The sequence below is a fragment of the Acidibrevibacterium sp. genome (assembly GCF_049965395.1).
In the GTDB taxonomy this organism is placed as follows: domain Bacteria; phylum Pseudomonadota; class Alphaproteobacteria; order Acetobacterales; family Acetobacteraceae; genus Acidibrevibacterium; species Acidibrevibacterium fodinaquatile.
Genome location: NZ_JBMFWJ010000020.1, coordinates 1 through 23,729 on the forward strand (window position 1 = coordinate 1; position 23,729 = coordinate 23,729).

The window sequence follows — 23,729 nt, forward strand, 5'->3', positions numbered from 1 at the left end:
GCCGATCTTCTGCGTCCCCGTGGGCAGAATGAGGTTTTGCTGGTTGAGCTGATTGGTGACGTCCTGGGGCGAAAGCGCGTTCGCCTGCATCTCCTGCGGGTTGAGATCGGCGATCACCATGCGGTATTTGCCGCCATAGGGCGTCAGAATCGCGGTGCCTTGCACCGAGGAGAGCGCCGGGCGGATGACATTATTGGCATAGTCAAACAGGATCGTCTCCGGCACCGTCGTGCTGGAGGCGGTCATCGAGATGACCGGGATCGACGCGGCGTTGTAAAACAAGACGAAAGGCGGCACCGAGCCACGCGGGAAGAATTTCAATACCACCTGCGCCGTCGCCGTCACCTCCGACAACGCCGCCGAGATATTGACGTGGTTGTCGAAAAAGATCTTCACGATGCCGTAATCGATCATCGAATTGGATTCGATATGCTCGATATCGACCGTGGTCGCCATCACCGTGCGTTCGAAGAAGTAGACGAAGCGGCCGGAAATGTCGTTCGGCAGCATCCCGTTGTACTGGAACACGACCGCGACGACCGGAATGTCGATCGAGGGGAAGACGTCCTTCGGCGTGCGGATGGCCGAAAGGGTGCCGAATAACAGAATCAGAATCGCGAGAACGACGAAGGTATAGGGTCGTCGCAAAGCGACTTGAACAATCCACATCGACCGTGCTCGCCTTTATTTGCCTATCCGAAATCGTGCCGCCAGAGGGGTTAGCACAGCCGCTCCGGCCGCGCCAAACCCTCCGCCTCCGGAGGCTTGCCCGGACCGGTAGCGGACTTATAACGTGCCCCATTGATAGTCGAAATTATGTCCTTTTTTAAGATGCGCGCCAAAATGTGATCGGCGCTGGCCGAACAGGGCGGTGAGAGGGGAATTTTCCGCGCCGGGCCTTTCCCAAACGGCGTCGGTCAGCCATGATGGCGCGCATGGGGAAGGCGATGTCTCTCCTCCCGTAAGGAAACTGGTCCACGGCCTATCCTCTGTGACCCGATTTCCGGGCATGATCCGATTGCCGATATTCTGGAGTTGCGCATGACCAAGGCCACCCTCCTCGTCACCCGCCGCCTGCCCGCCGCCGTCGAAGACCGTGCCGCACGTCTGTTCGCGGCGCGGTTCAACCCGGAGGATCGGATCTATACGAGCGCCGAACTCGTGCGGCATGCCGAGGGCGCCGATGCCATCCTCACCGCGCCCGGTGATCGGCTGGATGCCGCGACCATTGCCGCCTTGCCGGCGAGCGTCAAAGCCATCGGCACGTTCAGCGTCGGCTTCGATCACATCGACATCACCGCCGCCCGCGCCCGCAGAATTTCGGTCTGCAACACCCCGGACGTTCTCTCGGTCGCGACCGCCGAGATCGCCATGCTGCTGATCCTCGCCTCCGCGCGCCGCGCCGGCGAGGGGGAGCGGATGCTGCGGGCCGGGAAGTGGCATGGCTGGGCGCCGACCCAGCTCCTCGGCACCCAGGTCTCGGGCCGGCGGCTCGGTATTTTCGGCATGGGCCGCATCGGCCGCGAGGTCGCCCGCATGGCGGCCGCGTTCGGCATGGAAATCCATTACCGCGACCAGGCGCGGCTGCCCCCGGATCTCGAAAAAGGCGCGATCTTTCATGACAATGACGCGACGTTTCTCGCCCAGTGCCAGGTTTTGTCGCTGAATGCGCCGGGCGGCGAAGGCACGCGCCATTGGCTGAACGCCGCACGCATCGCGCAATTGCCCCGCGGCGCGGTGGTGGTCAATGCCGCGCGTGGGACATTGATCGACGATGCCGCCCTCATCGCCGCGCTCAAAAGCGGCCACGTCGCCTTCGCCGGGCTCGATGTCTATAATAATGAACCGGCGCTCGATCCTGGCTATCTCGCCCTCGAAAATGTCGTCCTTTTGCCTCATCTCGGCAGCGCGACGGTTGAGACCCGCGATGCCATGGGGGCGCTTGCGCTCGATGGCATCGCCGCCATCCTCGCCGGCCAGCGGCCAAAGAATTTGGTAGAGTAAGGTTTAAGAAAGCGGTTCTTTTTTGCAAAAAAAGAACCAAAAAAACTTTATCCATTTCTTTATGTAGGCAGTGCCGCAGGCACTACCCAACAGGTAAAAGTCTTTTTGCTTCTTTTTCTTCAGAAAAAGAAGTTATTTTTCCGTGTTTACTTGACGGAACGACGCCAGCGATGGGTGCTGGCGCCAAAGGCGAGCAGCTCACCCGATTCCTCGTGTCGGACCTCGGAGCGGCTGAAATAGATGTTGCGCCCGGCGCTCACCACCTCGCCGGTTGCGATCATCACCCCGTTTGCTGCGCGGCCGGTGAACTGGCAATTGAGCGAGACCGTCACCGAATGGCGGCGCGCGGCGCGTTCGGCGGCATAGACGCCGGCGGCGGCGCCGGCCTCATCGAGGAGCGACATCAAAACGCCGCCATGGACGATATCAGCGCGGTTGAGGTGATGGGGGTGGATCGCGCAGCGCACGCGGGCGAAGCCTTCCCGCCATTCGAGCAGGGTGAAGCCAAGCAGGTCGCCGAGATGGGAGGCAAAGCCGCGCAATTCGTTCATATCTTCTCCTGCCGGGAAAACCGCGCCATGGTCAAGCCGCTTATGGACAAGCGGCTGTCGCGCGGATAGAGGCGCGCGACAGCGAGGGGCGCAGGAGATATGGATTTTTCCGGGGTTGCGGTGCTTTGCGTCGGCGATGTCATGCTCGACCGCTTCATCGAAGGCGATGTCGAGCGCATCTCGCCCGAGGCGCCGGTGCCGGTCATCCGCGTGCGGCGCAGCCGTGTTGCGCTGGGTGGCGCCGGCAATGTCGCCGCCAATATCGCCGCCCTCGGCGGCCGCGCCGTGCTGGTCGGCATGATCGGTGAGGACGAGGCCGGGCGGGCGCTGCGGAGCGAACTTGCGGCCCATCCCGGCATCGTCCCGGCCCTGGTCGTGAGCGCCTCGCGCCCCACCATCACCAAGACCCGCTTTGTTGCCTCCCGCCAGCAGATCGTGCGCACCGACGAGGAAAGCAGCCTTCCCCTGCAACCCGAGGAGGAAGCGGCGCTGATCGCCGCCATCACCGGCGCGATCGCGGATGCGCGCGCGGTGGTGCTTTCGGACTACGGCAAGGGGGTTTTGAGCCCGGCGGTCCTCGCGGGCGCGATCAAAGGCGCGCGGGGGCGCGGCGTCGCGGTCTTCGTCGATCCCAAGGGCGACGATTTTTCCCGCTACCGCGGCGCGACCGCCATCACCCCCAATCTGAAGGAACTCGCCGCCGCCGCGCGCCTGCCGGTTGGCGATGAGGCGGCGGCGGTGGCGGCAGCGCGGCACGTGATGGCAGCGGCCGGGGGCGCGGCGATCCTGGTCACCCGCTCGGAAAAAGGGATGATATTGGTCGAGCCCGCCGGCGCCATCCACAGCGTTCCCGCCCATGCCCGTGAGGTCTTCGATGTCTCCGGCGCCGGCGACACCGTGATCGCGACCTTGGCGCTCGCCGCGGGGGCGGGATTCGCTTTGCCGCAAGCCATGCGGATCGCGAACGCGGCGGCCGCCGTCGCGGTGAGCAAGGTCGGCACGGCGACGGTCTCGATTGCGGAATTGCGCCGCGAGATCGACGCGACCGAAGCCGAAGACATGGCGCCGGCAGTGGCGCCCCGCCCGCTGGCGGAGATGCTGGCGCTGGTTGCGCGCTGGAAGCGCCAGGGGCTCAGCGTCGGCTTCACCAATGGCTGCTTTGATATCTTGCATGCTGGCCATGTCGCGCTGCTCACCGCCGCCCGGGCGCAATGCGACCGGCTGATCGTCGCCCTGAACGATGATGCCAGCGTCAGACGGCTCAAGGGGGAGACGCGCCCGGTCAATCCGCTCGCGGCGCGGGCCACGGTCATCGCGGCGTTGCGCCCGGTGGATGGTGTGGTCGCCTTCGCCGAGGACACGCCCTTGGCGCTGATTCGCGAGATTCTGCCCGATATCCTGTTCAAGGGTGGGGATTATCGCGTCGAGACGGTGGTCGGCGCCGATCTGGTGATGGCCGCGGGCGGGCGGGTGGTGATTTGCGAGACGCTCCCCGGCCATTCGACGACGGCGACGATCGCGCGCTTGCGGGCGGGCGGCGGCGCCTGAGGCTCACTTCCCGGTGCCGCGCCGGCCCGCCAAGCGCGGGATCAGCATCGGTACCGCGGCGCGGTAGGCATCATAGGTGGCGCCATAGAGGCGCCGCAGCTTCCTCTCCTCGAAATGGATGCCGACCAAGACGTAGGCGGTCGCGAACAGAGCGGTCGCCAGGGTCAAGGGGGCGTGAACGTCGCCCCAGACGAGAAGAAGTAGCCCGAGATAGAGCGGGTGGCGGACACGGCCGTTGAGCCCGCCAGTGACCAGCGCCTCGGCCGGCAAAACCCGCTCGGGCGCCCCGGCGCGGAGCTGCGCGAGCCCGAAAAACCGCGCCGGATCATAGGATCGCCCGGCGATCAGCAGAATGGCAATCCCCGCGAGGATCGCCGCCGCGCGCAGGATGTTAAACGGCCAGGGAAACGCAAAGCCTGGCCGGCCGCCGAGTTCAATCCAGCCGCCGATGAGCACCAGCGCCAAGTGGAGGATGGCGATCACGTTATAAAGCAGCCGATCACCCCGCCCGGCGAGACGCTCCAGCACGCGCCGTCCACCGACCGAAGCGAAAGCGCTATGGCCGAGCGCAAAACTCAGCCACAACCCGGCATAGAGGAGGAGCCCATGATCCATCATCGCGATGGACTATGGGGCATGACGCGGCCAGGCGGAAAGGGATCAGCGGAACACAAAGCGGCGGGCGGAGAAAAAATTGAGCCCCATCCCGGCGATCGCCCCCGCCGCCACCGCCAGCACCGGATAGGCGTGAACGAGGGGGGAGAACGCGATCAACGCCGCATAGACCCCACGATTGACGACGAACCCGCCGGCGTTGGTCACGAGAAACCGTGCCCATTGCCACAAGGCGTGACCACGGCCGCGGCCGCGAAAGGTCCAGACGCGGTTTAGGGCCCAATTCGTGCTCGCCGCGACGAGATAGGCGATCACGCCGGCGCCATAGAGGCCGAGCGCGCCGGCGAGGGCATAGACCGTCGCGGTATCGACCAGAAACCCGAGCGCGCCGACAGAGCCGAAGCGAAAAAATTCGGCGATGACGGTCTGATGGCCGCGGTCATCGCGAGCGCGGAAGGGCGGCATGTCCATGCCTCTCCGCATAGCCGCCTTGCGCCGGGCTCGGCAACTCTGGTCCGCGTCTTGCAGAGCATCTTGCCGGGTGAGGCTTCGGCTGCCATCGTCCTGGTCAAGGCTACGGGACGGACCGGCGCGATGCTGCCGGTGGAGGCAGAAATAGGGGAATGACGATGAAACGACGGGCGTTTTTGCAAGCGACGACGGCCGCGGCGCTGATGCCGCTGGCGGCGCCGCGCCTTGGCGGCGCGGCCGAGGCGCGGCTGCTGAAATTCATCCCGCAAGCCGATCTCGCCATCCTCGACCCGATCTGGACCACCGCCTACGTCACCCGCAATCATGGTTTTTTGGTCTTCGACACGCTTTTTGGCATCGATGCCCAGTTCCGCCCGCAATTGCAGATGCTGGAGAGCGCCGGCACCGAGGCCGATGGCAAGATCTGGCGGTTGCGGCTTCGCGAAGGCCTGAAATTCCATGACGGCGAGCCGGTTCTCGCGCGCGATTGCGTCGCCTCGATCAAGCGCTGGGGGGCACGCGACGCCTTCGGCTCAGCACTGCTCACAGCGAGCGACGACATTGCCGCCGCCGATGACCGCACCATCGTCTTTCGTCTCAAACGCCCCTTCCCGCTGCTTCCCGATGCTCTCGGCAAAGCGGCGAGCAGCATGCCGGCGATGATGCCCGAGCGGCTGGCGAAAACCGACCCCTTCACCGCCATCACCGACATGGTCGGAAGCGGCCCCTACCGCTTCAAGACCAGCGAACGGGTGCCGGGATCGCTCGTCGTCTATGAGCGCTTCAACGACTATAAGCCGCGCGAAAGCGGCACGCCGGAATGGACCGCGGGGCCGAAAATTACCCATTTCGATCGCATCGAATGGCATGTCGTTCCCGACTCCGCGACCGCCGCCGGCGCCTTGCAAAGCGGCGAAGTCGATTGGTGGGAACAGCCGACCTTCGATCTGCTCTCTCTGCTCAAGAGCGATGACACTATCGTCGTCGAGCAGATCGACCCGACCGGATTTCCCTCGATGGCGCGCTTTAATCAGCTCTGGCCGCCGTTCGACAACCCCGCCATCCGCCAGGCACTCCTCGGCGCGGTCAGTGAAGCCGACGAAATGACCGCCGTCGCCGGCAACGACACCACGCTTTGGCGCGCCGATCTCGGCTATTTTCCCCCAGCATCGCCGATGGCGAGTGACGCGGGGATGGAAGTGCTCCGCGCACCGCGCGATTACGAGAAGGTCAAGCGCGATCTCGCCGCCGCCGGCTATAAAGGCGAACGCGTGGTCGCGATGATCGCAACCGATTTTCCCGTTCTCAACGCGATGGGGGTAGTCGGCGCCGATATGCTCAAGCGCGCCGGCATGAATGTCGATGTGCAGGCGACCGATTGGGGCACGGTGGTGCAGCGCCGCGCGAAAAAGGACTCGCCCGAAAAAGGCGGCTGGAGCGTGTTTTTTACCTCTTTTTCGGGCCTCGATCAGTTCACACCGGCGGGCTATATCGCGCTCCGCGGCAATGGCGAGAAAGCCTGGTTCGGCTGGCCGATGGCGCCAAAACTGGAGGCCCTGCGTGAGCAATGGTTCGCTGCCCCCGATTTGGCGGCGCAGAAAAAAATCTGCGAGGACATCCAACGCCAGGCCTTCATCGATGTCCCGTTCCTGCCGCTCGGGCTCTATTATCAGCCAACCGCGCATCGCCGCGACCTGACGGATCTTCTCAAAGGTCTGCCGCTCTTCTGGAATGTCAAAAAAGCATAGGGAAAACGCTGATGCACCGTCGTGATTTCCTGACAAGCTCGCTTGCCGCCGCAACATCGCTTGCCGCGCCCGCGATCGCACGCGGGGCGGAGGCGAGGGTGTTGCGCTTCGTCCCGCAAGCCAATCTCCCCAATCTCGATCCCGTCTGGGGCACGCAATACGTGGTACGCAATGCGAGCCTGCTGGTGTTCGACACGCTGTTCGGCCTCGATGCGTCGCTGACGCCGCGCCCGCAGATGTGCGAGAGTTTCGAGACCTCATCGGACGGCTTGACATGGCGCTTTCGCTTGCGCCCAGGCCTCACATTCCACGATGGCACGCGGGTATTGGCGCGCGATGCCACAGCAAGCCTCGGGCGCTGGATGGCGCGCGACACCATGGGGCAATTGATTCGCGTGCGCCTCGATGCGATGGCGGCAAGCGATGATCGCACCTTCGAAATCCGCCTTAAAACACCGTTCCCGAAGCTTCTCTTCGCACTGGCCAAGGGCAATCCTAATCTCCCGGCGATCATGCCAGAGCGCATCGCGCAAACCGATCCCTTCAAGCAGATTGGCGAATTTATTGGCTCCGGCCCGATGACATTCCAAAAAGACGAGTGGGTGCCGGGCTCGCGCGCGGTTTTCGCGCGTTTTGATGGCTATGCCGCGCGCGATGAACCGGGGAATTGGATGGCCGGCGGCAAGCGCATCTATTTCGACCGCGTGGAATGGCAGATCATTCCCGATGCCGCGACGGCGGCGGCGGCGCTGCAAAGCGGCGAGGTCGATTGGTGGGAGACGCCGCTCCCCGATCTCGTGCCCTTGCTTCGCCAGAATGAAGACGTGCGCGTCGATATCGCTGATCCGCTCGGCAATGTCGGCATTCTGCGCATGAACCATCTCTATCCGCCGTTCAATGATGTGCGGCTGCGCCGCGCCTTGCAGATGGTGGTCAACCAGCCCGATTACATGCGCGCGATCGTCGGCAATGACGATGCGCTGTGGAAACCGATGCCGAGTTTCATCACGCCGGGCACACCGCTTTATACCGAGGCCGGCGGCGAGGCGCTGAGCGGGCCGCGCGATTTCGCCGGGGCCAAGAAATTGCTCGCCGAGGCTGGTTACGGCGGCGAAAAAGTGGTGATGCTGGTGGCAACCGATCTCATCATCACCAAGGGTCAGGGCGACGTCTCAGCCGATGTCATGGCAAAAGCCGGCTTTAATGTCGATTACGTCGCAACCGATTGGGGCACGGTCGGCGCGCGACGGGCGAAAAAGGATCCGCCGAGCCAGGGCGGATGGAACATGTTCCACACCTGGCTCGCTGGCGTCGATTGCATCAATCCCGCGCCCAATATCGCGATCCACACCACCGGACCGAAAGCTTGGTTCGGCTGGCCGGATAACCCGGCGATCGAGGCGATGATCGGCGATTGGTACGCCGCCCCCGATCTCGCCTCCGAAAAACAGCAGATCGAAAAAATCAACCGTGCTTCCATGGAGTTCGTCACCTTCATTCCGACCGGCTTCTTCTATGGCTATCAGGCCTGGCGGCGCGGCGTCGAGGGCATCGTCAAGGCGCCGTTCCCGGTGTTCTGGGATGTGAAAAAAGCCTGATGGGGACTTATTTTCTACGTCGAGTGTTGGCGACGATTCCGGTGATGGCGATCGTCGCGTTGTTCGTGTTTTCGCTGCTCTATATCGCCCCCGGCGATCCGGCGGCGGTGATCGCGGGCGATCAGGCCTCGCCCGAGCAGATTGCCCATATCCGTGCCTCCCTCGGCCTTGATCGCCCCTTCATTGTCCGCTTTGGTGACTGGCTGTGGCATGTCGTGCATGGTGATCTCGGCACGTCGATTTTCACCAATCTGCCGGTTTCGCACATGATCGCCCAACGCATCGAGCCGACATTGAGCCTGATGATTGTGACCCTCATCCTCTCCTTGGTGATCGCCATTCCGATGGGGGTCATTGCCGCCTGGACGCAGGGAAAGTGGCAGGACCGGCTGATCATGGTGTTCGCGGTGCTCGGCTTCTCGACCCCGGTTTTTGTCATCGGCTATGTTCTCGCCTTCGTCTTCGCGCTCCAATTGCGATGGCTGCCGGTCCAGGGGTTCGTGCCGATCGAACAGGGATTTTGGCCCTTTCTTCGCACGCTCGTTCTGCCCGCGTTTACGCTGGGGGGGATCTATATCGCGCTGATCGCCCGCATCACCCGCGCGAGCATGCTCGATGTGCTGTCGCAGGATTATGTGCGCACCGCACGCGCCAAGGGGCTCGGCGAGCGCCCGGTGCTGTTCGTGCATGCGCTCAAAAACGCGGCGGTGCCGATCGTCACTGTGGTCGGGCTCGGGGTTGCGCTCTTGATCGGCGGCGCGGTGGTGACCGAGAGCGTCTTTGCCATTCCGGGCCTTGGTCGCCTCACCGTCGATGCGATTTTGCGCCGAGACTATCCGGTTATTCAGGGCGTCGTCTTGCTGTTCAGTTTCGTCTACGTCCTGGTCAATCTTGTGATCGACCTGCTTTACACCGTGTTCGACCCGAGGATTCGCTATTGACAGCACCTGTTTTCATCGCCGCACCTTCGCTCCCCGAGATCGTGCCGCAACGTCCCCGGCGCGGGAAATTCGCCCGCTTCGTTCTCCAGCACCCGACCATCTTCGCCGGCCTCGTGCTGATCGGGGTGATGCTGCTGATCGCGCTCTGCGCGCCATATCTCGGCACCACCGACCCGACTGCGCTCGCGCCGGCGCGGCGGCTTCGTCCGCCTTCCGCGGCCTATTGGTTTGGCACCGATATGCTGGGGCGGGATGTCTATTCCCGGGTGCTTTATGGCACGCGCGTTTCGCTCACCGTCGGCTTCGCGGTCGCGCTGCTCGCCTCGGCCGCGGGACTGGCGATCGGCCTCATCGCCGGTTTCGTGCGCTGGTCGGATGCGATCATCATGCGCTTCATGGATGGTCTGATGTCGATCCCATCCATTCTGCTCGCCATCGCGCTGATGGCGTTGACCCGTGGCTCGGTGCGCAATGTCGTGATCGCCATTACGATTTCGGAGATTCCGCGGGTTGCGCGGCTGATCCGCGGCGTCGTGCTTTCCTTGCGTGAACAACCCTATATCGAAGCGGCGATCGCCTGTGGTGCGCGCACGCCGCGGCTGATCCTTCGCCATATCCTGCCCAACACGCTCGCGCCGCTTTCGGTGCAGGCGACGTATATTTGCGCCTCGGCGATGATCACCGAGGCGATTCTTTCTTTCATCGGCGCCGGCACGCCGCCCACCGTGCCTTCCTGGGGCAATATCATGGCAGAGGGCCGAGCGCTTTGGCAGATCAAGCCATCGATCGTGTTTTTTCCGGCGATTTTCCTGCTGCTGACCGTGCTCGGCGTCAATCTCCTTGGCGATGGCTTGCGCGATGCGCTCGATCCGCGCCGCGCGCTGAGGCTCTAGGCGATGGCCTTGCTCGAAGTCGAGTCGCTGCGGACGCATTTCGCGACCCCGAACGGTGCCGCGCGCGCGGTGGATGGGGTTTCGTTCACCATCGATTCCGGTGAAACCGTGGCCCTGGTCGGTGAATCGGGGTGCGGAAAATCGGTGACCTCGATGTCGATTTTGCGTCTTCTGCCGTCACCCCCCGCCTATTTCGCCGGAAAAATCCGTTTCGACAGCCATGATCTTCTGACGCTGCCGGAGGCCGAGATGCGTGCCCTCCGCGGCAATGACGTAAGCATGATTTTTCAGGAACCGGCGACCTCGCTCAACCCGGTTCTGACGATTGGTTGGCAGATTGGCGAGAGCTTGCGTTTGCATCAGGGGCTTTCGAGACGCGAGGCTTGGCGGCGGGCGATCGAGATGCTGACGCTGGTTGGCATCAGCGACCCGGAGCGCCGGGTTTCCGAATATCCGCATCAGATCTCGGGCGGCATGCGCCAGCGGGTGATGATCGCAATGGCGCTCGCCTGTAACCCGAAGCTGCTGATTGCCGATGAACCGACGACCGCGCTCGACGTCACCATTCAGGCGCAGATCCTTGATCTGATGCGCGAGTTGCAGCGGCGCGTGGGGGCGGCGATTTTACTGATCACGCATGATCTCGGGGTGGTCGCCGAGATGGCCGAGCGGGTCATCGTCATGTATGCCGGGCGCAAGGTGGAAGAGGCGCCGCTCGCGCGCCTGTTTGCGCATCCGGCGCATCCCTATACGCGCGGCCTGCTTGGCTCGGTGCCGCGTCTCGGCGCCGGCGACCGCGCGCGTCTTGCCGAAATCCCTGGCCAGGTGCCCAGCCTTTTGCAATCGATCGAGGGGTGCGCTTTTGCCTCCCGCTGTCCCCTCGCCGGTGATCCCTGTCGCGCGATCACCCCGATGGTGCGGGAAATCGCACCCGGTCATTTCGCCGCCTGCCATTACGCGCCAGCGGAGACCGTCGCATGAACCCGCCGCCGCTTCTCGAAGTCAATGGTTTGGTCAAGCATTTTCTCATTCGCGGCGGCTTGTTGGGGGGGATTACCGGGCGTGTGCGCGCCGTCGATGATCTGAGCTTCATGCTCGCGCGGGGCGAGACGTTGGCGCTGGTCGGCGAGTCGGGTTCGGGAAAATCGACGGTCGGGCGCACAATTCTCGGCCTGACCCCGCTCAGCAGCGGGGAAATCTGGCTCGATGGCACGCGGATCGATCAGCTTTCGCGTGGCCGCATGCGCCAATTGCGCCAGCGTATGCAGATCGTTTTCCAGGATCCGTTCAGCAGCCTCAATCCACGGCTTTCGGTGCGTGCGTGCCTGGCCGAGCCACTCACGAATTTCGGACTGGCGCGGGGCAAGGCGGCGCGTGATGCGCGTATCTTCGAACTGCTCGATCAAGTCCAATTGCCGCGCGCAGCACTCGATCGTCGGCCGCATGAATTTTCCGGCGGCCAGCGCCAGCGCATCGCCATCGCCCGCGCGCTCGCCCCGCACCCCGATCTGATCATCTGCGATGAGGCGGTCTCGGCCCTCGATGTGTCGGTCAAGGCCCAGATCATCAATCTTCTGGTGGATCTGCAGAAGGAACTCGGCCTCGCCTTATTGTTCATCAGCCACGATCTCGCGATCGTCGAGCATCTCACGCATCGCGTCGCTGTCATGTATCTCGGCAAGATCGTCGAGATCGGCCCGCGGGACGAGGTATTTTCCCGCCCCCGGCACCCTTATACCGAGGCCCTGCTTTCGGCGGTGCCGCAGCCCGATCCGGCGGCGAAGCGGCGGCGGATCGTGCTCGCCGGCGACATCCCGAGCCCGCGCAACCCGCCGGCTGGCTGCCGGTTTCACACCCGCTGTCCTTATGCGTTTGATCGCTGTCGGGTCGAAGTGCCGGAGTTGCGTGGCGGCGCAAAGCATCGTTTCGCGTGCCATCTCGACGATTTGCCGAAACCTGCGTGATGGCGAAAGTGCGGCGTGAACGGGTAGGGGATTGAGGGGCGGGCCCGGGTCGGTCATAAAGCGGTGTCGCCGCATCGTGCGGGCAATGAAAATGGGAGGAAACATGCAACGCCGATCCTTATTGCAAGCCGCCGCTGGCGCTGTTGCGCTCGGCGCCCTGCCGCTCGCCGCGCGCGCCGGCGAAAAGACCATCGTCTATCTCACCCCCGGGCTCGATCTGCCGTTCTGGCGCTATCTCGCCAAGGGTATCGGCGACACTGCCAAGGCGCAGGGCTATGGCTTCACCGCGCTCGACAGCCACAACAACGCGGCGACGCAATTGAAGAACGCGCAAGACGTCATCGCCCGTGGCGTTGCCGGCATCTGCATCTCGCCGACCGACAGTTCGACCGCGCCGGCGGTGCTCGGGCTCGCGGAGAAGGCCAATATCCCGGTCGTCGTCTCCGATATCGGCACCAATTCCGGCGAGTACGTCTCCTTCGTGATTTCCGATAATTTCGACGGCGCCTATGGCATCGGCAAAGTACTGGCCGCGAAGATCAAGGCCAAGGGCTGGCAGGATGGCAGCTACGGCATGGTCACCATCAGCCAGGCGCGCAAGAACGGCCAGGCGCGCACCGCTGGTTTCCGCACCGCGATGCGCGAGGCCGGCATCGTCAAGGAAGTGCCGCTCCAGCAAATGCAGTCCTACACGACGGATGAGACCTTCCGCTTCGTCCAAGACATGCTGACCGCGCATCCCGATCTCCGTGGCCTCTTCATCCAGACCGACCAGCCGACCACCGGCGCCTTGCGCGCGATCAAGGCGGCGCGGCGCGAGGGGCAGATCCTCGTCGCCGCCTTCGACGGCACGCCTGAGCTGGTGCAACTGATCAAATCCGGCCAAGTGGTCGGCTCGGGAATGCAGCAGCCCTATGAAATGGGCGTGAAATCGGCGGAAGCCCTGCTCATGCATTTCCGCGGCGCGAGCGTGCCCAAACAGACCACGGTGCCGATCCTGGTGATCACCAGCGAGAATGTCGATCGCATGCTGCCGGTCATCAAACGCACGGTGTTCGCCGGCGAACTGCCCTGATGGTAGGCGCCGCGGCGGCGAAGGCGGCGGCGCTTTCGCCGTCGCCGCTTCTCGAGGCGCACGGGATCGAAAAGCGCTTCGGCCAGACCCGTGCCCTCGCCGGCGCGACCTTCGACCTGCGCGGCGGCGAGGTGCATGGGCTGCTCGGGGCCAACGGCGCCGGCAAATCCACCCTGTCGCGGGTGATCAGCGGCCATCTCCGGCGTGATGGCGGCACCTTGCTCTGGCGCGGCGCCGCTTTCGACCCGAGCGGCCCGCGTGAGGCGATCGCCGCCGGGATCGGCATGGTGTTGCAGGAGACCAGCCTCGCCCCTGATCTCTCGGTCCTCGAAAACATTTTTCTCCCCGACCTCGCGCGTCCGGGCTTGCTCCGCCGCCGCCCTTGGCGGGCGCGGGCAGAGGACATTCTCGCGATTCTCGGCCAGACCGATTCGCTCCCGCTCGCGGTCGAGGTCCGGCGGCTCTCGGCGGCGCAGCGGCAATTGGTCGAGATCGCCAAGGCGCTCGCCGTCGATGCCGCGGTGATCATTTTCGACGAGCCCACCGCCTCCTTGAGCCCGAGCGAGGTCGAGCGGCTGTTTGACGTCATGGCGCGGCTCCGCGCCGACGGGCGTGGCCTGGTTTTCGTTTCACACCGGCTCGAGGAAGTGCTCGCGATCACCGATCGCGTCACGGTGATGCGCGAGGGGCGAACGGTCGCCCAGGGGTTGGCGACGGCGCGCCTGAGCCAGGCCGATATCGTGCGACTAATGGTCGGGCAGGAACTCGGGCGCATCCATAACGCGCGCGCAGCCCAGGACACGGCCGCGCCCGTGCTCACGGTGCGCGGCCTTAGCGCGCCGCCGCTGGTGCGCGATGTCTCGTTCACGCTTCATCGGGGCGAAATCCTCGGCCTCGGCGGTCTCGTCGGGGCCGGGCGGTCGGAGACGCTGGAGACCCTGTTCGGCCTGCGCGCCAAGACCGCCGGCGACATTCATCTCCATGGCCGCCCGTTTGCCGCCCGCCATCCGGCGCAAGCGATCCGGGCCGGCATCGCCTTCGTGCCCGAGGATCGGCGCGGCCAGAGCATAATTCCTGATTTCTCGGTGCGCGAAAACCTCCTCCTCGGCCATCTCTCGGCCCATCGCGGCTTTGGCCTCGGCTATCGCGCCCGCGAGGCGCGGGTCAAGGCACTGCTCGAGACCCTCGAGCTGCCGCAAGAGCGGCTGCTCGACGCCACGATGCTGAATTTCTCGGGCGGCATGCAGCAGAAGATCATTCTCGCGCGCTGGCTTTTGCTCGACCCCAAGGTGTTGCTCCTCGACGAGCCGACCAAGGGCGTCGATATCGGCACCCGCGCGGCGATTTACGCCATGCTGCGTGACGCCGCCGACGCCGGCACCGCGATCCTCGTCGTTTCCTCGGATTTCGAGGAATTGCTCGGGCTGTGCTCGCGGATCGTCGTCATCAGCGACGGCACCACCAGCGCCGAGATGGCAAGCGCGGTGCTGGATGAAGCCAAGCTCACTCTGTTTGCGGCACCGCGCAGCTCGATGGCGGCAACCACACGGCTGCTCGGCGAACTGGCCGAGGAAACCGGCGGCGCCGCATTCTGGGCGCTGCGCGATGGCGGGCGGCTATTCTGCCTCGCGTGCGCCGGCGGCGCCGGCGAGGCCGATCCGGGGTTTGCCACCGGCGCGACGCCGCTGTTCAGCGAAACCCGGATCACTGCCGCGCTCGGCGCGGCAGCCGCGGAGGCGCAGGCGCGCTTCATCGCCGAGCCCGATGGCAGCCGCCATACCCTCCTGGTTCCGCTGCGCAGCCATCGCGGCCATGATTTCGGGGTGATCGGGGTCTCGGTCACCCGCCCGCCCTTGCCCGACGCCGCTGCCATCGCCCGGCGCGTCGGCGACCTTGTGACCCGTCAGATGTGAGAGCGAACCGGCATGTCAGAGACCATCAACCGGCGGGGCTCGCTCCGCCGCCTCGCCGCGAGGCTGGAAATCAGGATGCTCGGCCTCGCTCTGGCCGTCTTCCTCGCGCTGTCGCTGGCCTCGCCCTTTTTCCTGCAGACCAATAATCTCCTCAACCTCCTCGACCAGTCGGTGGTGACCGGGATCGTCTCTGCCGGGATGACCTTCGTGATCCTGACCGGCGGGATCGATCTCTCGGTGGGCTCGGTGCTCGGGGTGACCGCGGTCTTGATGGGGCTTGCGATGCCGCATGCCGGCATTCTCGGCGGGATCGTCGTTGCGGTGGCGGCGGGCGCCGGGATCGGGCTTTTCTCCGGCGTGTTGGTGGCCCGCTTTGGCCTCGCCTCATTCGTCGTAACCCTCGGCGTGATGGCGATCGGGCGCAGCCTCGCCTATATCTTCTCCGGCCAGAACTCGATCTCCGATCTGCCGCCGGGGTTCAACGATCTCGTCTACACGCCGATCCTCGGTATTCCCTCGAATGTCGCAACACTGCTCGCCCTTTATGTGCTGACTTGGCTCTATCTCACGTTCACCAAGGGCGGGCGGACGATCTATGCCATCGGCTCGAATCGTGAGGCGGCGCGGGCCGCCGGCCTCAACGTGCTCGCCTACAGCATCCTGCCCTATATCGTCTCGGGCGCGCTCGCCGCGGTCGCCGGCGTCCTGCTCTCAGCGCAGATCCTCTCGATCGACCCGCTCGCGGGGACGGCGCTGGAACTCGATGCCATCGCCGCCGTCGTCATCGGCGGGGCCAGCCTCGCCGGCGGGCGCGGCTCGATCATCGGCACGCTGATCGGCGTTCTGATCATGGTGATGATCCGAAACGGCCTCAACCTGCTCGGCGTCTCGCCATTCTGGCAGGGCTCGGCGATCGGCGCGATCATCATCGCCGCCGTCCTCGCCGAACGTCTGGTCAGCGCCCGCACCGGCGGTCAGTAAGAGATCCATAAATTTGTTCTTTTTTGAAAAAAAAGAACCAAAAAAATTTTCTCCCGTTGGCCAGTGCCTGCGGCACTGGCCGCTCCTACGCCTCAGGATGCCGGGCAGCGCACCAGCGGATTGGGAAAATCCTCGCAGCCGGGGAAGGTGATCTCGTTCTCGCCATGACGTTCGACATGGAGGAGATCGGCGCTTTCACAGCCGAACCCGACAGCACCCGGCTGGCCGCCACCTGAGAGCCCAAGCAGGCCGCCGCCACCGCCCTCCGCCGGCGCCGGCGCCGCGGGCTCGAAGCGGAACTCAAAGCCGGTCTCGGTCGCCCGCACGGTCGCGACCAGACGCTGCTCATAGGTGGCCTCGGTCAGCGTGCTGCGGAGCACGATATCGCGGGTGAAAATCACCGTCGGCTGCGCGAGGCAGGTCGCGGCGGTGATCTGCGACGGTGCCGGAAACGTGCCGCCGGTCCAAGCGCCGAACAGCCAGGCTTGCGGCGGCTCGCTATTCTGCGCCAGCGCCGGGGCGAACGGGACGAGGAGGCTTGCGGCGGCGAGGAAGGGAATAAGGGGGCGGCGCATCATGTCTCCTGGGCTCCTGATCACGACAACAGGGCGAGATTAACGGGCAAATCCGCCAAAACGCCAGCCCATTGCGGCGCGATCGAGAGTGTTTCAGCGCCGGGAGGATTCAGGAAACCGTCTCACCGATCGTGGTCGGCGCCTCGTTGTTGCCGAAACGGCGATAGACGAAATCCGGCGGCGTCTCGCCACGCTCGGCGACCGCTTCCGCCATGACCGCGTGATCGGGGGCGAGTTCGCAGGCCGGATCGGTGCGCGCGGCATCGCCCGTCAAGGCAAAAGCCTGGCAACGGCAGCCACCCCAATCGATCTCGCGCCGGTCACAGGATTGGCAGGGTTCAGGCATCCAATCGGTGCCGCGAAAGCGCAGAAACGAGGAATCGTACTGCCAGATCGCGGCAAGCGAGGTCTCCCGTACCGAGGGGAAGACGAAGCCGGGGAGCGTCTCGGCGGCGTGGCACGGCATCGCCTTGCCCGATGGCGAGATATTGATGAACCGCCGCGCCCAGCCGCCCATGCAGGATTTCGGGCGCCGCGCGTAATAATCGGGGATGACATAGTCGATCACCATCTGCCCCTTGAGGCGCGCGCGCGCCGCTTCCACCGTCGCCGTCGTCGCATCGAGCTCAGCCCGGCTCGGGAGCAGGGCCGCGCGGTTTTTGAAACCCCAGCCGTAATACTGCACCTGCGCGATTTCCGTCCGCGCCGCGCCCAGCCCCTCCGCGAGCGCGATCATACGCGGAACATTTGCGATGTTCTGGCGATGGACGACGAAATTGACGGTGAGCGGCAAGCCGGCGGCGCGGATGCGCGCGGCGGCGGCCAATTTGCGGGCATGCGCGCCGGGGTAGCCGGCGATGCGGTCGGCATTGTCGGGATCGACATCCTGGAAGCTCAACTGGATATGGTCGATCCCGGCCGCCATCAGCGCTTCCATCAGCCGGTCATCGAGCTGCACGCCGGAGGTGATGATATTGGTATAAAGCCCCGCTTTTGCCGCATGGCGGACGAGGTCAGGGAGATCGCGCCGCGCGGTTGGCTCACCGCCGGTAAAATGGAGCTGCAGAACGCCGATTTTCGCCGCCTCGTCGAACACGCTCTGCCATTCCGCGGTGGAAAGCTCGCCGGCGGCGCGCTCCAAGGCAAGCGGGTTCGAGCAATACGGGCATTGCAACGGACAGCGATGGGTGAGTTCGACGATGAGGCCCATCGGGGGTTCGAACCCGGTCATAGCGCGAGCGCTCCTTTTTCCGCGAGATCGCCGAGCATCGCGGCGACGTCGGTGGCGATGGTCTCGCGCGGGGCGGCATACCGCGCCGCGAGGTCGTCGGCGATGGCGCCGAGCGAACGCACGCCATCGATCAGCTTCAGAATCTCGACCGCCTGCTCGTCGGGGAGAAACAGCCGTTCGGGCGCGAGCACCACCCAGGCCGAGCGCACCGGATCGAAGCGGAATTTCACCCCGGGCCGGAAACGCGGCACACTGTCAAGGGTGACGGTCATGTGGCTTCCGGCACGAACGCCCCAGGCGGCACGAATCCGGGCGAGACATAGGCGAAATACAACGCATCGAGCTGCGCCCAGAGGACATCGCATTTGAAGCGGAGCGCCGCCAGCACCGCTTGCTGTTTCTCGACGCTGTCAGCGTGCGCCTTGACATAGCCGAGGGCGAATTCGACGTCTCGCGGCGCCTGCGTCAGCCGCGGCGTGAAATAGGCCAGCGTCGCCTCGGTGACGAACGGGTAATTGCGCAGCATGCCGGACACCCGCTCGGCGATGATGGTCGGCGAGAACATCTCGGTCAGCGAGGAGGCGATGGCTTCGAGGATCGTCCGGTCGCGGACGAAATCGACATAGGCATCAACGGCGAAGCGGGTCGCCGGCAGGATCCCGCGCGTCGATGCGACATAATCGGGATCGAGCCCAACGCCTTCGGCAAGCTTCATCCAGCGCGCGATGCCGCCGGTTCCCGGCCCGTCGCCGTCATGGTCGAGGATGCGCGAACGCCAGGCGCGGCGGAGGTCAGGGGTGGGGAGGCGGGCGAGCAGAAACGCGTCTTTGGCCGGGATGCGAGACTGATAATAAAAGCGATTGAGCGCCCAGGCCTGCACCTGGCCGCGGCTGAGCTGGCCGCCATGAAGCAGCTTATGGAAGGGGTGGAGATTGTGGTAGCGCTCGGCGCCGATCGCGCGCAGCGCTGCTTCCAGCCCGTCCGGGGTGAGGATATCGGTGGTCGTCACAGGGTAATCTCCATCCCGTCTTCGCCGACCCGCCAGCCGGCCGCAAGGACGGCCGCGTGTTCGGGGCTGTCGGCGAGCAGGATCGGGTTGGAATTATTGATATGGACCAGAATGCGGTGCGGGATCGGGCAGTCGCGAAAAGCGGCGAGGGTGCCATCTTCGCCGCCGACGCTGATATGGCCCATGCGGCGGCCGGTCTTGCTGCCGATCCCAGCGCGGATCATTTCATCGTCGCGCCACAGCGTGCCGTCGAAGAAAAGGGCATCGGCGCCGCCAGGCGTGCTGGGATCGAGGCGGGCGAGCAGCGCAGGGGTAACGCGGGCGCAGCCGGGGATGAAAAAAAGTCGTTTCGCGCCATCGCTGATCATGGCGCCGACGGTTTCCTCGCCCTCGATGATCGCCGGTGCCTCGCCGGGACGTTCGAGATAGAGCGGCACCTTGCCCGGGACCGCAAACAGGGTCAGCGCAAGCCCGCTCGGCTGGCCATCCACGAGCCGGAGCGGCCGCGCCACATCGAGGGTGACCGCCTCGCGTGCGACGACATCGCGCGCCAGAACCTCGAAAATCGGGTTTTCATCGAGCACGCCGAGAACGCTCCCGGTGGCATAGATGGTGAACGCCTCACGCTCGCGAAGGTTGAGCAGGCCGGCGATGGCGTCGACATTGCCGTCGGTCAGCACGATCCCGGCGATCGGGGTCGAGCGGAGCCCGTGCCGTGGGTGCAGAAACGGCGCCCGTTCGATTTGGGCGCGAAGATCAGGGGTGGCATTGAGAATGAACCAATGATCGCCGTCGGCGGAGACGGCGAGCGACGCCTGATGGCGGGGTTTCGCCGCCGGATCACCTGCCCGAGCCCGCCGGCACCCTTCAGCGTTGGAGTTCCATTGCGGGAACCCACCTCCCGCCGCGGCCCCAAGAATAACGGCCCGCATGATGTTCTCGATTGCTTGGACAAATAAAAAACGCCGCCGGAGGCGACGCCTCGCGGCGGCGTTTTTGCGAAATTACTTCGCTTCGGCGCAGGCGTAGCTATTGATTTCCGCGCCGAGCGCGATTTCGACGATCTTCGGGGATTTCCAGGCCATGGTGTTGCCTCCTAATGACAAAGAACCTTCTGGGTTTCGTTCTGTGGCGGCCAGTATTCAGCTCAACAACGCGATCAGACTTAACCTTACGACAGGCTTAACCTGACGACTGAACCACCAGATCGGAAAGATGCTCGAACCCGAACAGCCCCACCGACCTAAAGAGCTATCTAAACGACTTCCCGCCACCCCGCAAACTGATTTTCTCGATCAGCCTCATTGAAAAGCCCATCGAAAAGCCGCCGTGACGGGGCATATGTGGCCGCCTCGCTATATTAAAATAAATATTCCGATATTCCAAACGCTTGCCAGAAATTGAGCCTGCGTCTAAGTGGCGGGTGAAAGGTTCGTGTTACGTGATCGAGAAATTGGAATATCTCCTGGCTCTGGCGCGTGAGCGGCATTTCGGTCACGCCGCCGAAATTTGCGGTGTCACGCAGCCGACCTTGTCGGCCGGGATTAAGCAGTTGGAGGAAACGCTCGGGGTGCTTTTGGTCCAGCGTGGCTCGCGCTTTCTCGGCTTCACTCCGGAAGGCGAGCGCACGCTGGATTGGGCGCGGCGCATCGTCGCCGATACCCGCGCCATGCGCCAGGAAATCCGCGCGCTCAAACAGGGACTCGCCGGCAATCTCAAAATCGCCGTCATCCCGACGGCGCTCGCCATGGTCGCGCAACTCACCACGCCGTATCGCGAGCGCCATCCCGGCGTCACCTTCACCATCCTCTCCTCGACTTCGATCGCGACGCTGGCGCTCCTCGAAAATCTCGAGGTCGATGCCGGTATCACCTATCTCGATAATGAACCGCTCGGGCGGGTGCGCACGGTGCCGCTTTATCACGAACGCTACTGTTTGATCACCGCGCCGCAGGCGCCGCTCGGCGATCGCGCGAAAGTGACCTGGGAGGATGTGGCGCAGATTCCGCTCTGCCTCCTCACGCCTGACATGCAGAACCGCCGCATTCTCGACCGCATGCTGCGCTTGACCGGGCGGCCGGCGATGCCGACGCTGGAATCGAACTCGATGGTGGTGCTGTGGTCGCATGTCCGCACCGGCCATTGGGCGAGCGTGATGCCGATCAAGCTCGCCGCCATGCTCGGGCTCAGCGACGCGGTGCGGGCGATCCCGATCGAAGGCGGGCCACCGAGCCCGATGGTCGGCCTCGTCGTGCCCTATCGCGAACCGATGACGCCGCTGACCGCAGCCCTGGTCACCCAAGCGCAGATCATCGCGCCCCATCTCGAGACCTGACCGCCGCGCGGCGTCGCGGTCTTGGGCAGCGATCCCACCCCGGCGGCGCCAGAAAGATCGTCAGTCAAAACCAATTCTTAATCGTGATGTTCTATTGCGTCACGGCAAGCCTGCCTTGATCACGCCGCCTCTTATGCGCATCTGATCCCTGAGCGATCGGCTTACGAGGGATCGTCGACGATCCGAGGATGATGAGTTTCATGGATATTGCGATGACCGATGGCCATCGGCGCGACACGCATCCCCACCCAGATTGGGACGCGGCGCAGGCGAGCGCTTTGATTGCCGCCGAGGCTAGCCGCGAAGGCGGTCTGTTGCCGGCGCTGCATGCCTTGATGGCGGCGTTCGGCTGCGTGCCCGAGGCGGCAGAGCCGCTGCTCGCCGACGCGTTCAATTTTTCGCGCGCCGAGATCAAGGGTGTGATTGGCTTCTATCACGATTTCCGGCGCGCGCCCGCCGGTCGGCATGTGCTGAAGCTCTGCCGCGCCGAGGCGTGCCAGTCGATGAATGGTGCTGCGCTTGCCGCCGATCTTCTGGCGCGGCTCGGCCTTGCCTGGGGCGAAACCACCAGCGATGGCGCGCTCACCATCGAGCCGGTTTATTGTCTCGGTCTCTGCGCCATGCCGCCGGCGGCACTTTTCGACGGCGCCCCGATCGGCAGGCTGGACGCCAAGCGCCTCGCAGCCCTGGTCGCTGCGGCGCGCGGCGTGGAGCAGCCGGCGTGAGCGCCCGGATCTTCCTGCCACGCGATGCCGGCGCGCTGGCACTCGGCGCCGACGCCGTCGCGGCTGCGCTTGCGCGCGAGGCGCAAGCGCGCGGGATCGCGCTCGAAATCGTGCGCACCGGCTCACGCGGGCTTTACTGGCTGGAGCCGATGCTCGAGGTTGCGACCCCTTCCGGCCGCATCGCCTATGGCCCGATCGCGGCCGACGAGGTCGCATCGCTCTTCGCGGCAGAGTTTCTCGCCGGGGCTGCGCATCCGAAGCGCCTTGGCCGGCCGGAGGAGATTCCCTATCTCAAGCGCCAGACCCGGCTCACCTTCGCGCGCACCGGCATCGTCGATCCCGCTTCGGCCGAGGATTATGCCGCGCATGGCGGCTGGCTCGGGCTTGCGCGGGCGTTTGCGCTCGGCCCCGCCGCGACCATCGAGGAGGTCGTCGCTTCTGGCCTGCGTGGGCGCGGCGGCGCCGGTTTTCCGACCGGGATCAAATGGCGCACCGCGGCGGGCGCCAAAGCCGCGCGCAAATACATCGTCTGCAACGCCGATGAAGGCGATTCCGGCACGTTCGCTGACCGCATGATCATGGAAGGCGATCCTTTCGTGCTGATCGAGGGGATGCTAATCGCGGGCTACGCGGTTGGCGCGAGCAAGGCCTATCTCTATACGCGTTCGGAATATCCGCACGCGATCGCCGCCATGGAGCGCGCGCTGGCGGCGGCAAAGCGCGGCGGCTTTCTCGGCGACAACATCCAGGGGACGGGATTTTCCTTCGATCTCGAAGTCAGGGTCGGCGCCGGCGCCTATGTCTGCGGCGAGGAGACGGCGCTGCTCGACAGTCTCGAGGGCAAGCGCGGGATGGTGCGCGCCAAACCGCCGCTGCCGGCGCTCGAAGGGCTTTTCGGCCAACCGACGGTGATCAACAACGTGATCTCGCTCGCCTCGGTGCCGATCATCCTCGCCGAAGGCGCGAAAGCCTATCAGGAACTCGGCATCGGCCGCTCGCGCGGCACCATGCCGATCCAATTGGCCGGCAATATCCGCTATCCGGGTTTGTTCGAGGCGGCGTTCGGCGTCACCCTCGGCGAACTGGTCGAAGAGATCGGCGGCGGCACGGCAAGCGGGCGCCCGGCGCGGGCGGTGCAGGTCGGCGGCCCGCTCGGCGCCTATTTCCCGCGCGCTTTGTTCGACACGCCGTTCGATTACGAGGCTTTCGCCGCGCGCGACGGGCTGATCGGCCATGGCGGCGTCGTGGTGTTTGACGACAGCGTCGACATGGCGGCGCAGGCACGCTTCGCGATGGAATTCTGCGCGATCGAATCCTGCGGCAAATGCACGCCCTGCCGGCTCGGCTCGACCCGCGGCGTCGAGGTCATGGATCGCATCCGTGCGGGGCGGGATGTCGAAAAAAATCTCGCTCTGATTGCCGATCTTTGCGAGACGATGAAATTCGGCTCACTCTGCGCGCTCGGCGGCTTCACGCCGTATCCGGTGATGAGCGCGCTCACCCATTTCCGGGACGATTTCACCCGCGCCGCCGCACACGCCGCCGCATAGGA

At 64.9% G+C, this 23,729-nt stretch carries 24 protein-coding genes; 14 read left to right on the forward strand and 10 right to left on the reverse strand.

The genetic code is table 11. The features are described from left to right. The coding region (locus tag ACP5M5_RS07900; RefSeq protein ID WP_427936586.1) for an efflux RND transporter permease subunit at nt 1-669 on the reverse strand (669 nt) is incomplete at its 3' end. Nucleotides 670-1,041: 372 nt separating this feature from the next. Between ACP5M5_RS07900 and ACP5M5_RS07905 the strand changes: the two genes are divergently transcribed. Continuing rightward, nucleotides 1,042-2,004, forward strand: a complete 963-nt coding sequence (locus ACP5M5_RS07905) for a 2-hydroxyacid dehydrogenase (protein WP_427936587.1) — start codon at nt 1,042-1,044, stop codon at nt 2,002-2,004. A 146-nt stretch (nt 2,005-2,150) separates the two neighbouring features. Here the strand turns inward: ACP5M5_RS07905 and ACP5M5_RS07910 are convergent, their stop codons facing one another. Then, complete coding sequence (locus ACP5M5_RS07910) at nt 2,151-2,555, reverse strand: PaaI family thioesterase (RefSeq protein ID WP_427936588.1); 405 nt, start codon at nt 2,553-2,555, stop codon at nt 2,151-2,153. A 99-nt stretch (nt 2,556-2,654) separates the two neighbouring features. On the opposite strand from ACP5M5_RS07910, the gene rfaE1 reads away from it, so the two are divergent. Then, nucleotides 2,655-4,103: a D-glycero-beta-D-manno-heptose-7-phosphate kinase gene (rfaE1, locus tag ACP5M5_RS07915; RefSeq protein ID WP_427936589.1), complete on the forward strand. Its 1,449-nt coding sequence runs from the start codon at nt 2,655-2,657 to the stop codon at nt 4,101-4,103. Nucleotides 4,104-4,106: 3 nt separating this feature from the next. Here the strand turns inward: rfaE1 and ACP5M5_RS07920 are convergent, their stop codons facing one another. Together ACP5M5_RS07920 and ACP5M5_RS07925 are read right to left on the reverse strand one after the other, a co-directional pair. After that, nucleotides 4,107-4,721 carry a methyltransferase family protein gene (locus ACP5M5_RS07920; RefSeq protein WP_427936590.1) on the reverse strand — a complete coding sequence of 205 codons (615 nt, stop codon included), beginning with the start codon at nt 4,719-4,721 and terminating at the stop codon, nt 4,107-4,109. A gap of 42 nt (nt 4,722-4,763) precedes the next feature. After that, entirely contained in the window at nt 4,764-5,189 is a 426-nt protein-coding gene (locus ACP5M5_RS07925) for a GtrA family protein (RefSeq protein WP_427936591.1), read from the reverse strand. Between the two features lie 158 nt (nt 5,190-5,347). On the opposite strand from ACP5M5_RS07925, the gene ACP5M5_RS07930 reads away from it, so the two are divergent. The 9 genes from ACP5M5_RS07930 to ACP5M5_RS07970 all read left to right on the forward strand — a co-directional run bounded on the left by ACP5M5_RS07930 (nt 5,348) and on the right by ACP5M5_RS07970 (nt 16,302). Further along, nucleotides 5,348-6,937 carry an ABC transporter substrate-binding protein gene (locus tag ACP5M5_RS07930; protein WP_427936592.1) on the forward strand — a complete coding sequence of 530 codons (1,590 nt, stop codon included), beginning with the start codon at nt 5,348-5,350 and terminating at the stop codon, nt 6,935-6,937. Between the two features lie 11 nt (nt 6,938-6,948). Beyond that, on the forward strand, nt 6,949-8,535 hold the full coding sequence (locus tag ACP5M5_RS07935; RefSeq protein ID WP_427936593.1) for an ABC transporter substrate-binding protein: 1,587 nt from the start codon (nt 6,949-6,951) through the stop codon (nt 8,533-8,535). Next, the gene (locus ACP5M5_RS07940; RefSeq protein ID WP_114911518.1) at nt 8,535-9,476 is read left to right on the forward strand and encodes an ABC transporter permease; all 942 of its coding nucleotides are present in this window, start codon (nt 8,535-8,537) and stop codon (nt 9,474-9,476) included. Before ACP5M5_RS07935 ends, ACP5M5_RS07940 begins: the two co-directional genes overlap by 1 nt. Further along, complete coding sequence (locus ACP5M5_RS07945) at nt 9,473-10,369, forward strand: ABC transporter permease (RefSeq protein ID WP_427936594.1); 897 nt, start codon at nt 9,473-9,475, stop codon at nt 10,367-10,369. The genes ACP5M5_RS07940 and ACP5M5_RS07945 overlap by 4 nt, the downstream gene beginning before the upstream one ends. 3 nt (nt 10,370-10,372) lie before the next feature. Further along, a complete protein-coding gene (locus tag ACP5M5_RS07950) occupies nt 10,373-11,350 on the forward strand; it encodes an ABC transporter ATP-binding protein (protein WP_427936595.1) in 978 nt (325 codons plus the stop codon). Next, the gene (locus ACP5M5_RS07955) at nt 11,347-12,333 is read left to right on the forward strand and encodes an ABC transporter ATP-binding protein (protein ID WP_427936596.1); all 987 of its coding nucleotides are present in this window, start codon (nt 11,347-11,349) and stop codon (nt 12,331-12,333) included. Before ACP5M5_RS07950 ends, ACP5M5_RS07955 begins: the two co-directional genes overlap by 4 nt. A 103-nt stretch (nt 12,334-12,436) precedes the next feature. Next, nucleotides 12,437-13,408: a substrate-binding domain-containing protein gene (locus ACP5M5_RS07960; protein WP_114911514.1), complete on the forward strand. Its 972-nt coding sequence runs from the start codon at nt 12,437-12,439 to the stop codon at nt 13,406-13,408. Further along, nucleotides 13,408-15,321 carry a sugar ABC transporter ATP-binding protein gene (locus tag ACP5M5_RS07965; RefSeq protein WP_427936597.1) on the forward strand — a complete coding sequence of 638 codons (1,914 nt, stop codon included), beginning with the start codon at nt 13,408-13,410 and terminating at the stop codon, nt 15,319-15,321. The genes ACP5M5_RS07960 and ACP5M5_RS07965 overlap by 1 nt, the downstream gene beginning before the upstream one ends. A 12-nt stretch (nt 15,322-15,333) precedes the next feature. Next, nucleotides 15,334-16,302, forward strand: coding sequence for an ABC transporter permease (locus tag ACP5M5_RS07970; protein ID WP_114911512.1), 969 nt, complete (start codon nt 15,334-15,336; stop codon nt 16,300-16,302). Nucleotides 16,303-16,394: 92 nt separating this feature from the next. Here ACP5M5_RS07970 and ACP5M5_RS07975 read toward each other — a convergent pair whose 3' ends face one another. The 6 genes from ACP5M5_RS07975 to pqqA form a co-directional block, all read right to left on the reverse strand. Further along, nucleotides 16,395-16,880 carry a hypothetical protein gene (locus ACP5M5_RS07975; RefSeq protein WP_427936598.1) on the reverse strand — a complete coding sequence of 162 codons (486 nt, stop codon included), beginning with the start codon at nt 16,878-16,880 and terminating at the stop codon, nt 16,395-16,397. A 106-nt stretch (nt 16,881-16,986) separates the two neighbouring features. Next, nucleotides 16,987-18,108 (reverse strand): pyrroloquinoline quinone biosynthesis protein PqqE, encoded by a 1,122-nt coding sequence (gene pqqE / locus ACP5M5_RS07980; RefSeq protein WP_427936599.1) that lies wholly within the window; start codon nt 18,106-18,108, stop codon nt 16,987-16,989. Beyond that, nucleotides 18,105-18,380: a pyrroloquinoline quinone biosynthesis peptide chaperone PqqD gene (gene pqqD / locus ACP5M5_RS07985; RefSeq protein ID WP_427936600.1), complete on the reverse strand. Its 276-nt coding sequence runs from the start codon at nt 18,378-18,380 to the stop codon at nt 18,105-18,107. Before pqqD ends, pqqE begins: the two co-directional genes overlap by 4 nt. Then, nucleotides 18,377-19,117, reverse strand: coding sequence for a pyrroloquinoline-quinone synthase PqqC (gene pqqC, locus ACP5M5_RS07990; RefSeq protein ID WP_114911508.1), 741 nt, complete (start codon nt 19,115-19,117; stop codon nt 18,377-18,379). Before pqqC ends, pqqD begins: the two co-directional genes overlap by 4 nt. Then, nucleotides 19,114-20,052 carry a pyrroloquinoline quinone biosynthesis protein PqqB gene (gene pqqB, locus ACP5M5_RS07995; protein WP_427936618.1) on the reverse strand — a complete coding sequence of 313 codons (939 nt, stop codon included), beginning with the start codon at nt 20,050-20,052 and terminating at the stop codon, nt 19,114-19,116. The genes pqqC and pqqB overlap by 4 nt, the downstream gene beginning before the upstream one ends. Nucleotides 20,053-20,121: 69 nt before the next feature. Next, on the reverse strand, nt 20,122-20,202 hold the full coding sequence (pqqA, locus tag ACP5M5_RS08000) for a pyrroloquinoline quinone precursor peptide PqqA (RefSeq protein ID WP_114911506.1): 81 nt from the start codon (nt 20,200-20,202) through the stop codon (nt 20,122-20,124). A gap of 356 nt (nt 20,203-20,558) precedes the next feature. Here pqqA and ACP5M5_RS08005 point away from each other — a divergent pair, with 356 nt between their 5' ends. The 3 genes from ACP5M5_RS08005 to ACP5M5_RS08015 all read left to right on the forward strand — a co-directional run bounded on the left by ACP5M5_RS08005 (nt 20,559) and on the right by ACP5M5_RS08015 (nt 23,727). Continuing rightward, nucleotides 20,559-21,452 carry a LysR family transcriptional regulator gene (locus ACP5M5_RS08005; protein WP_114911505.1) on the forward strand — a complete coding sequence of 298 codons (894 nt, stop codon included), beginning with the start codon at nt 20,559-20,561 and terminating at the stop codon, nt 21,450-21,452. Between the two features lie 200 nt (nt 21,453-21,652). Next, nucleotides 21,653-22,177, forward strand: a complete 525-nt coding sequence (locus tag ACP5M5_RS08010; protein WP_427936601.1) for a formate dehydrogenase subunit gamma — start codon at nt 21,653-21,655, stop codon at nt 22,175-22,177. Continuing rightward, nucleotides 22,174-23,727 (forward strand): NADH-ubiquinone oxidoreductase-F iron-sulfur binding region domain-containing protein, encoded by a 1,554-nt coding sequence (locus tag ACP5M5_RS08015; protein WP_427936602.1) that lies wholly within the window; start codon nt 22,174-22,176, stop codon nt 23,725-23,727. Before ACP5M5_RS08010 ends, ACP5M5_RS08015 begins: the two co-directional genes overlap by 4 nt. Nucleotides 23,728-23,729 lie beyond the last annotated feature (2 nt).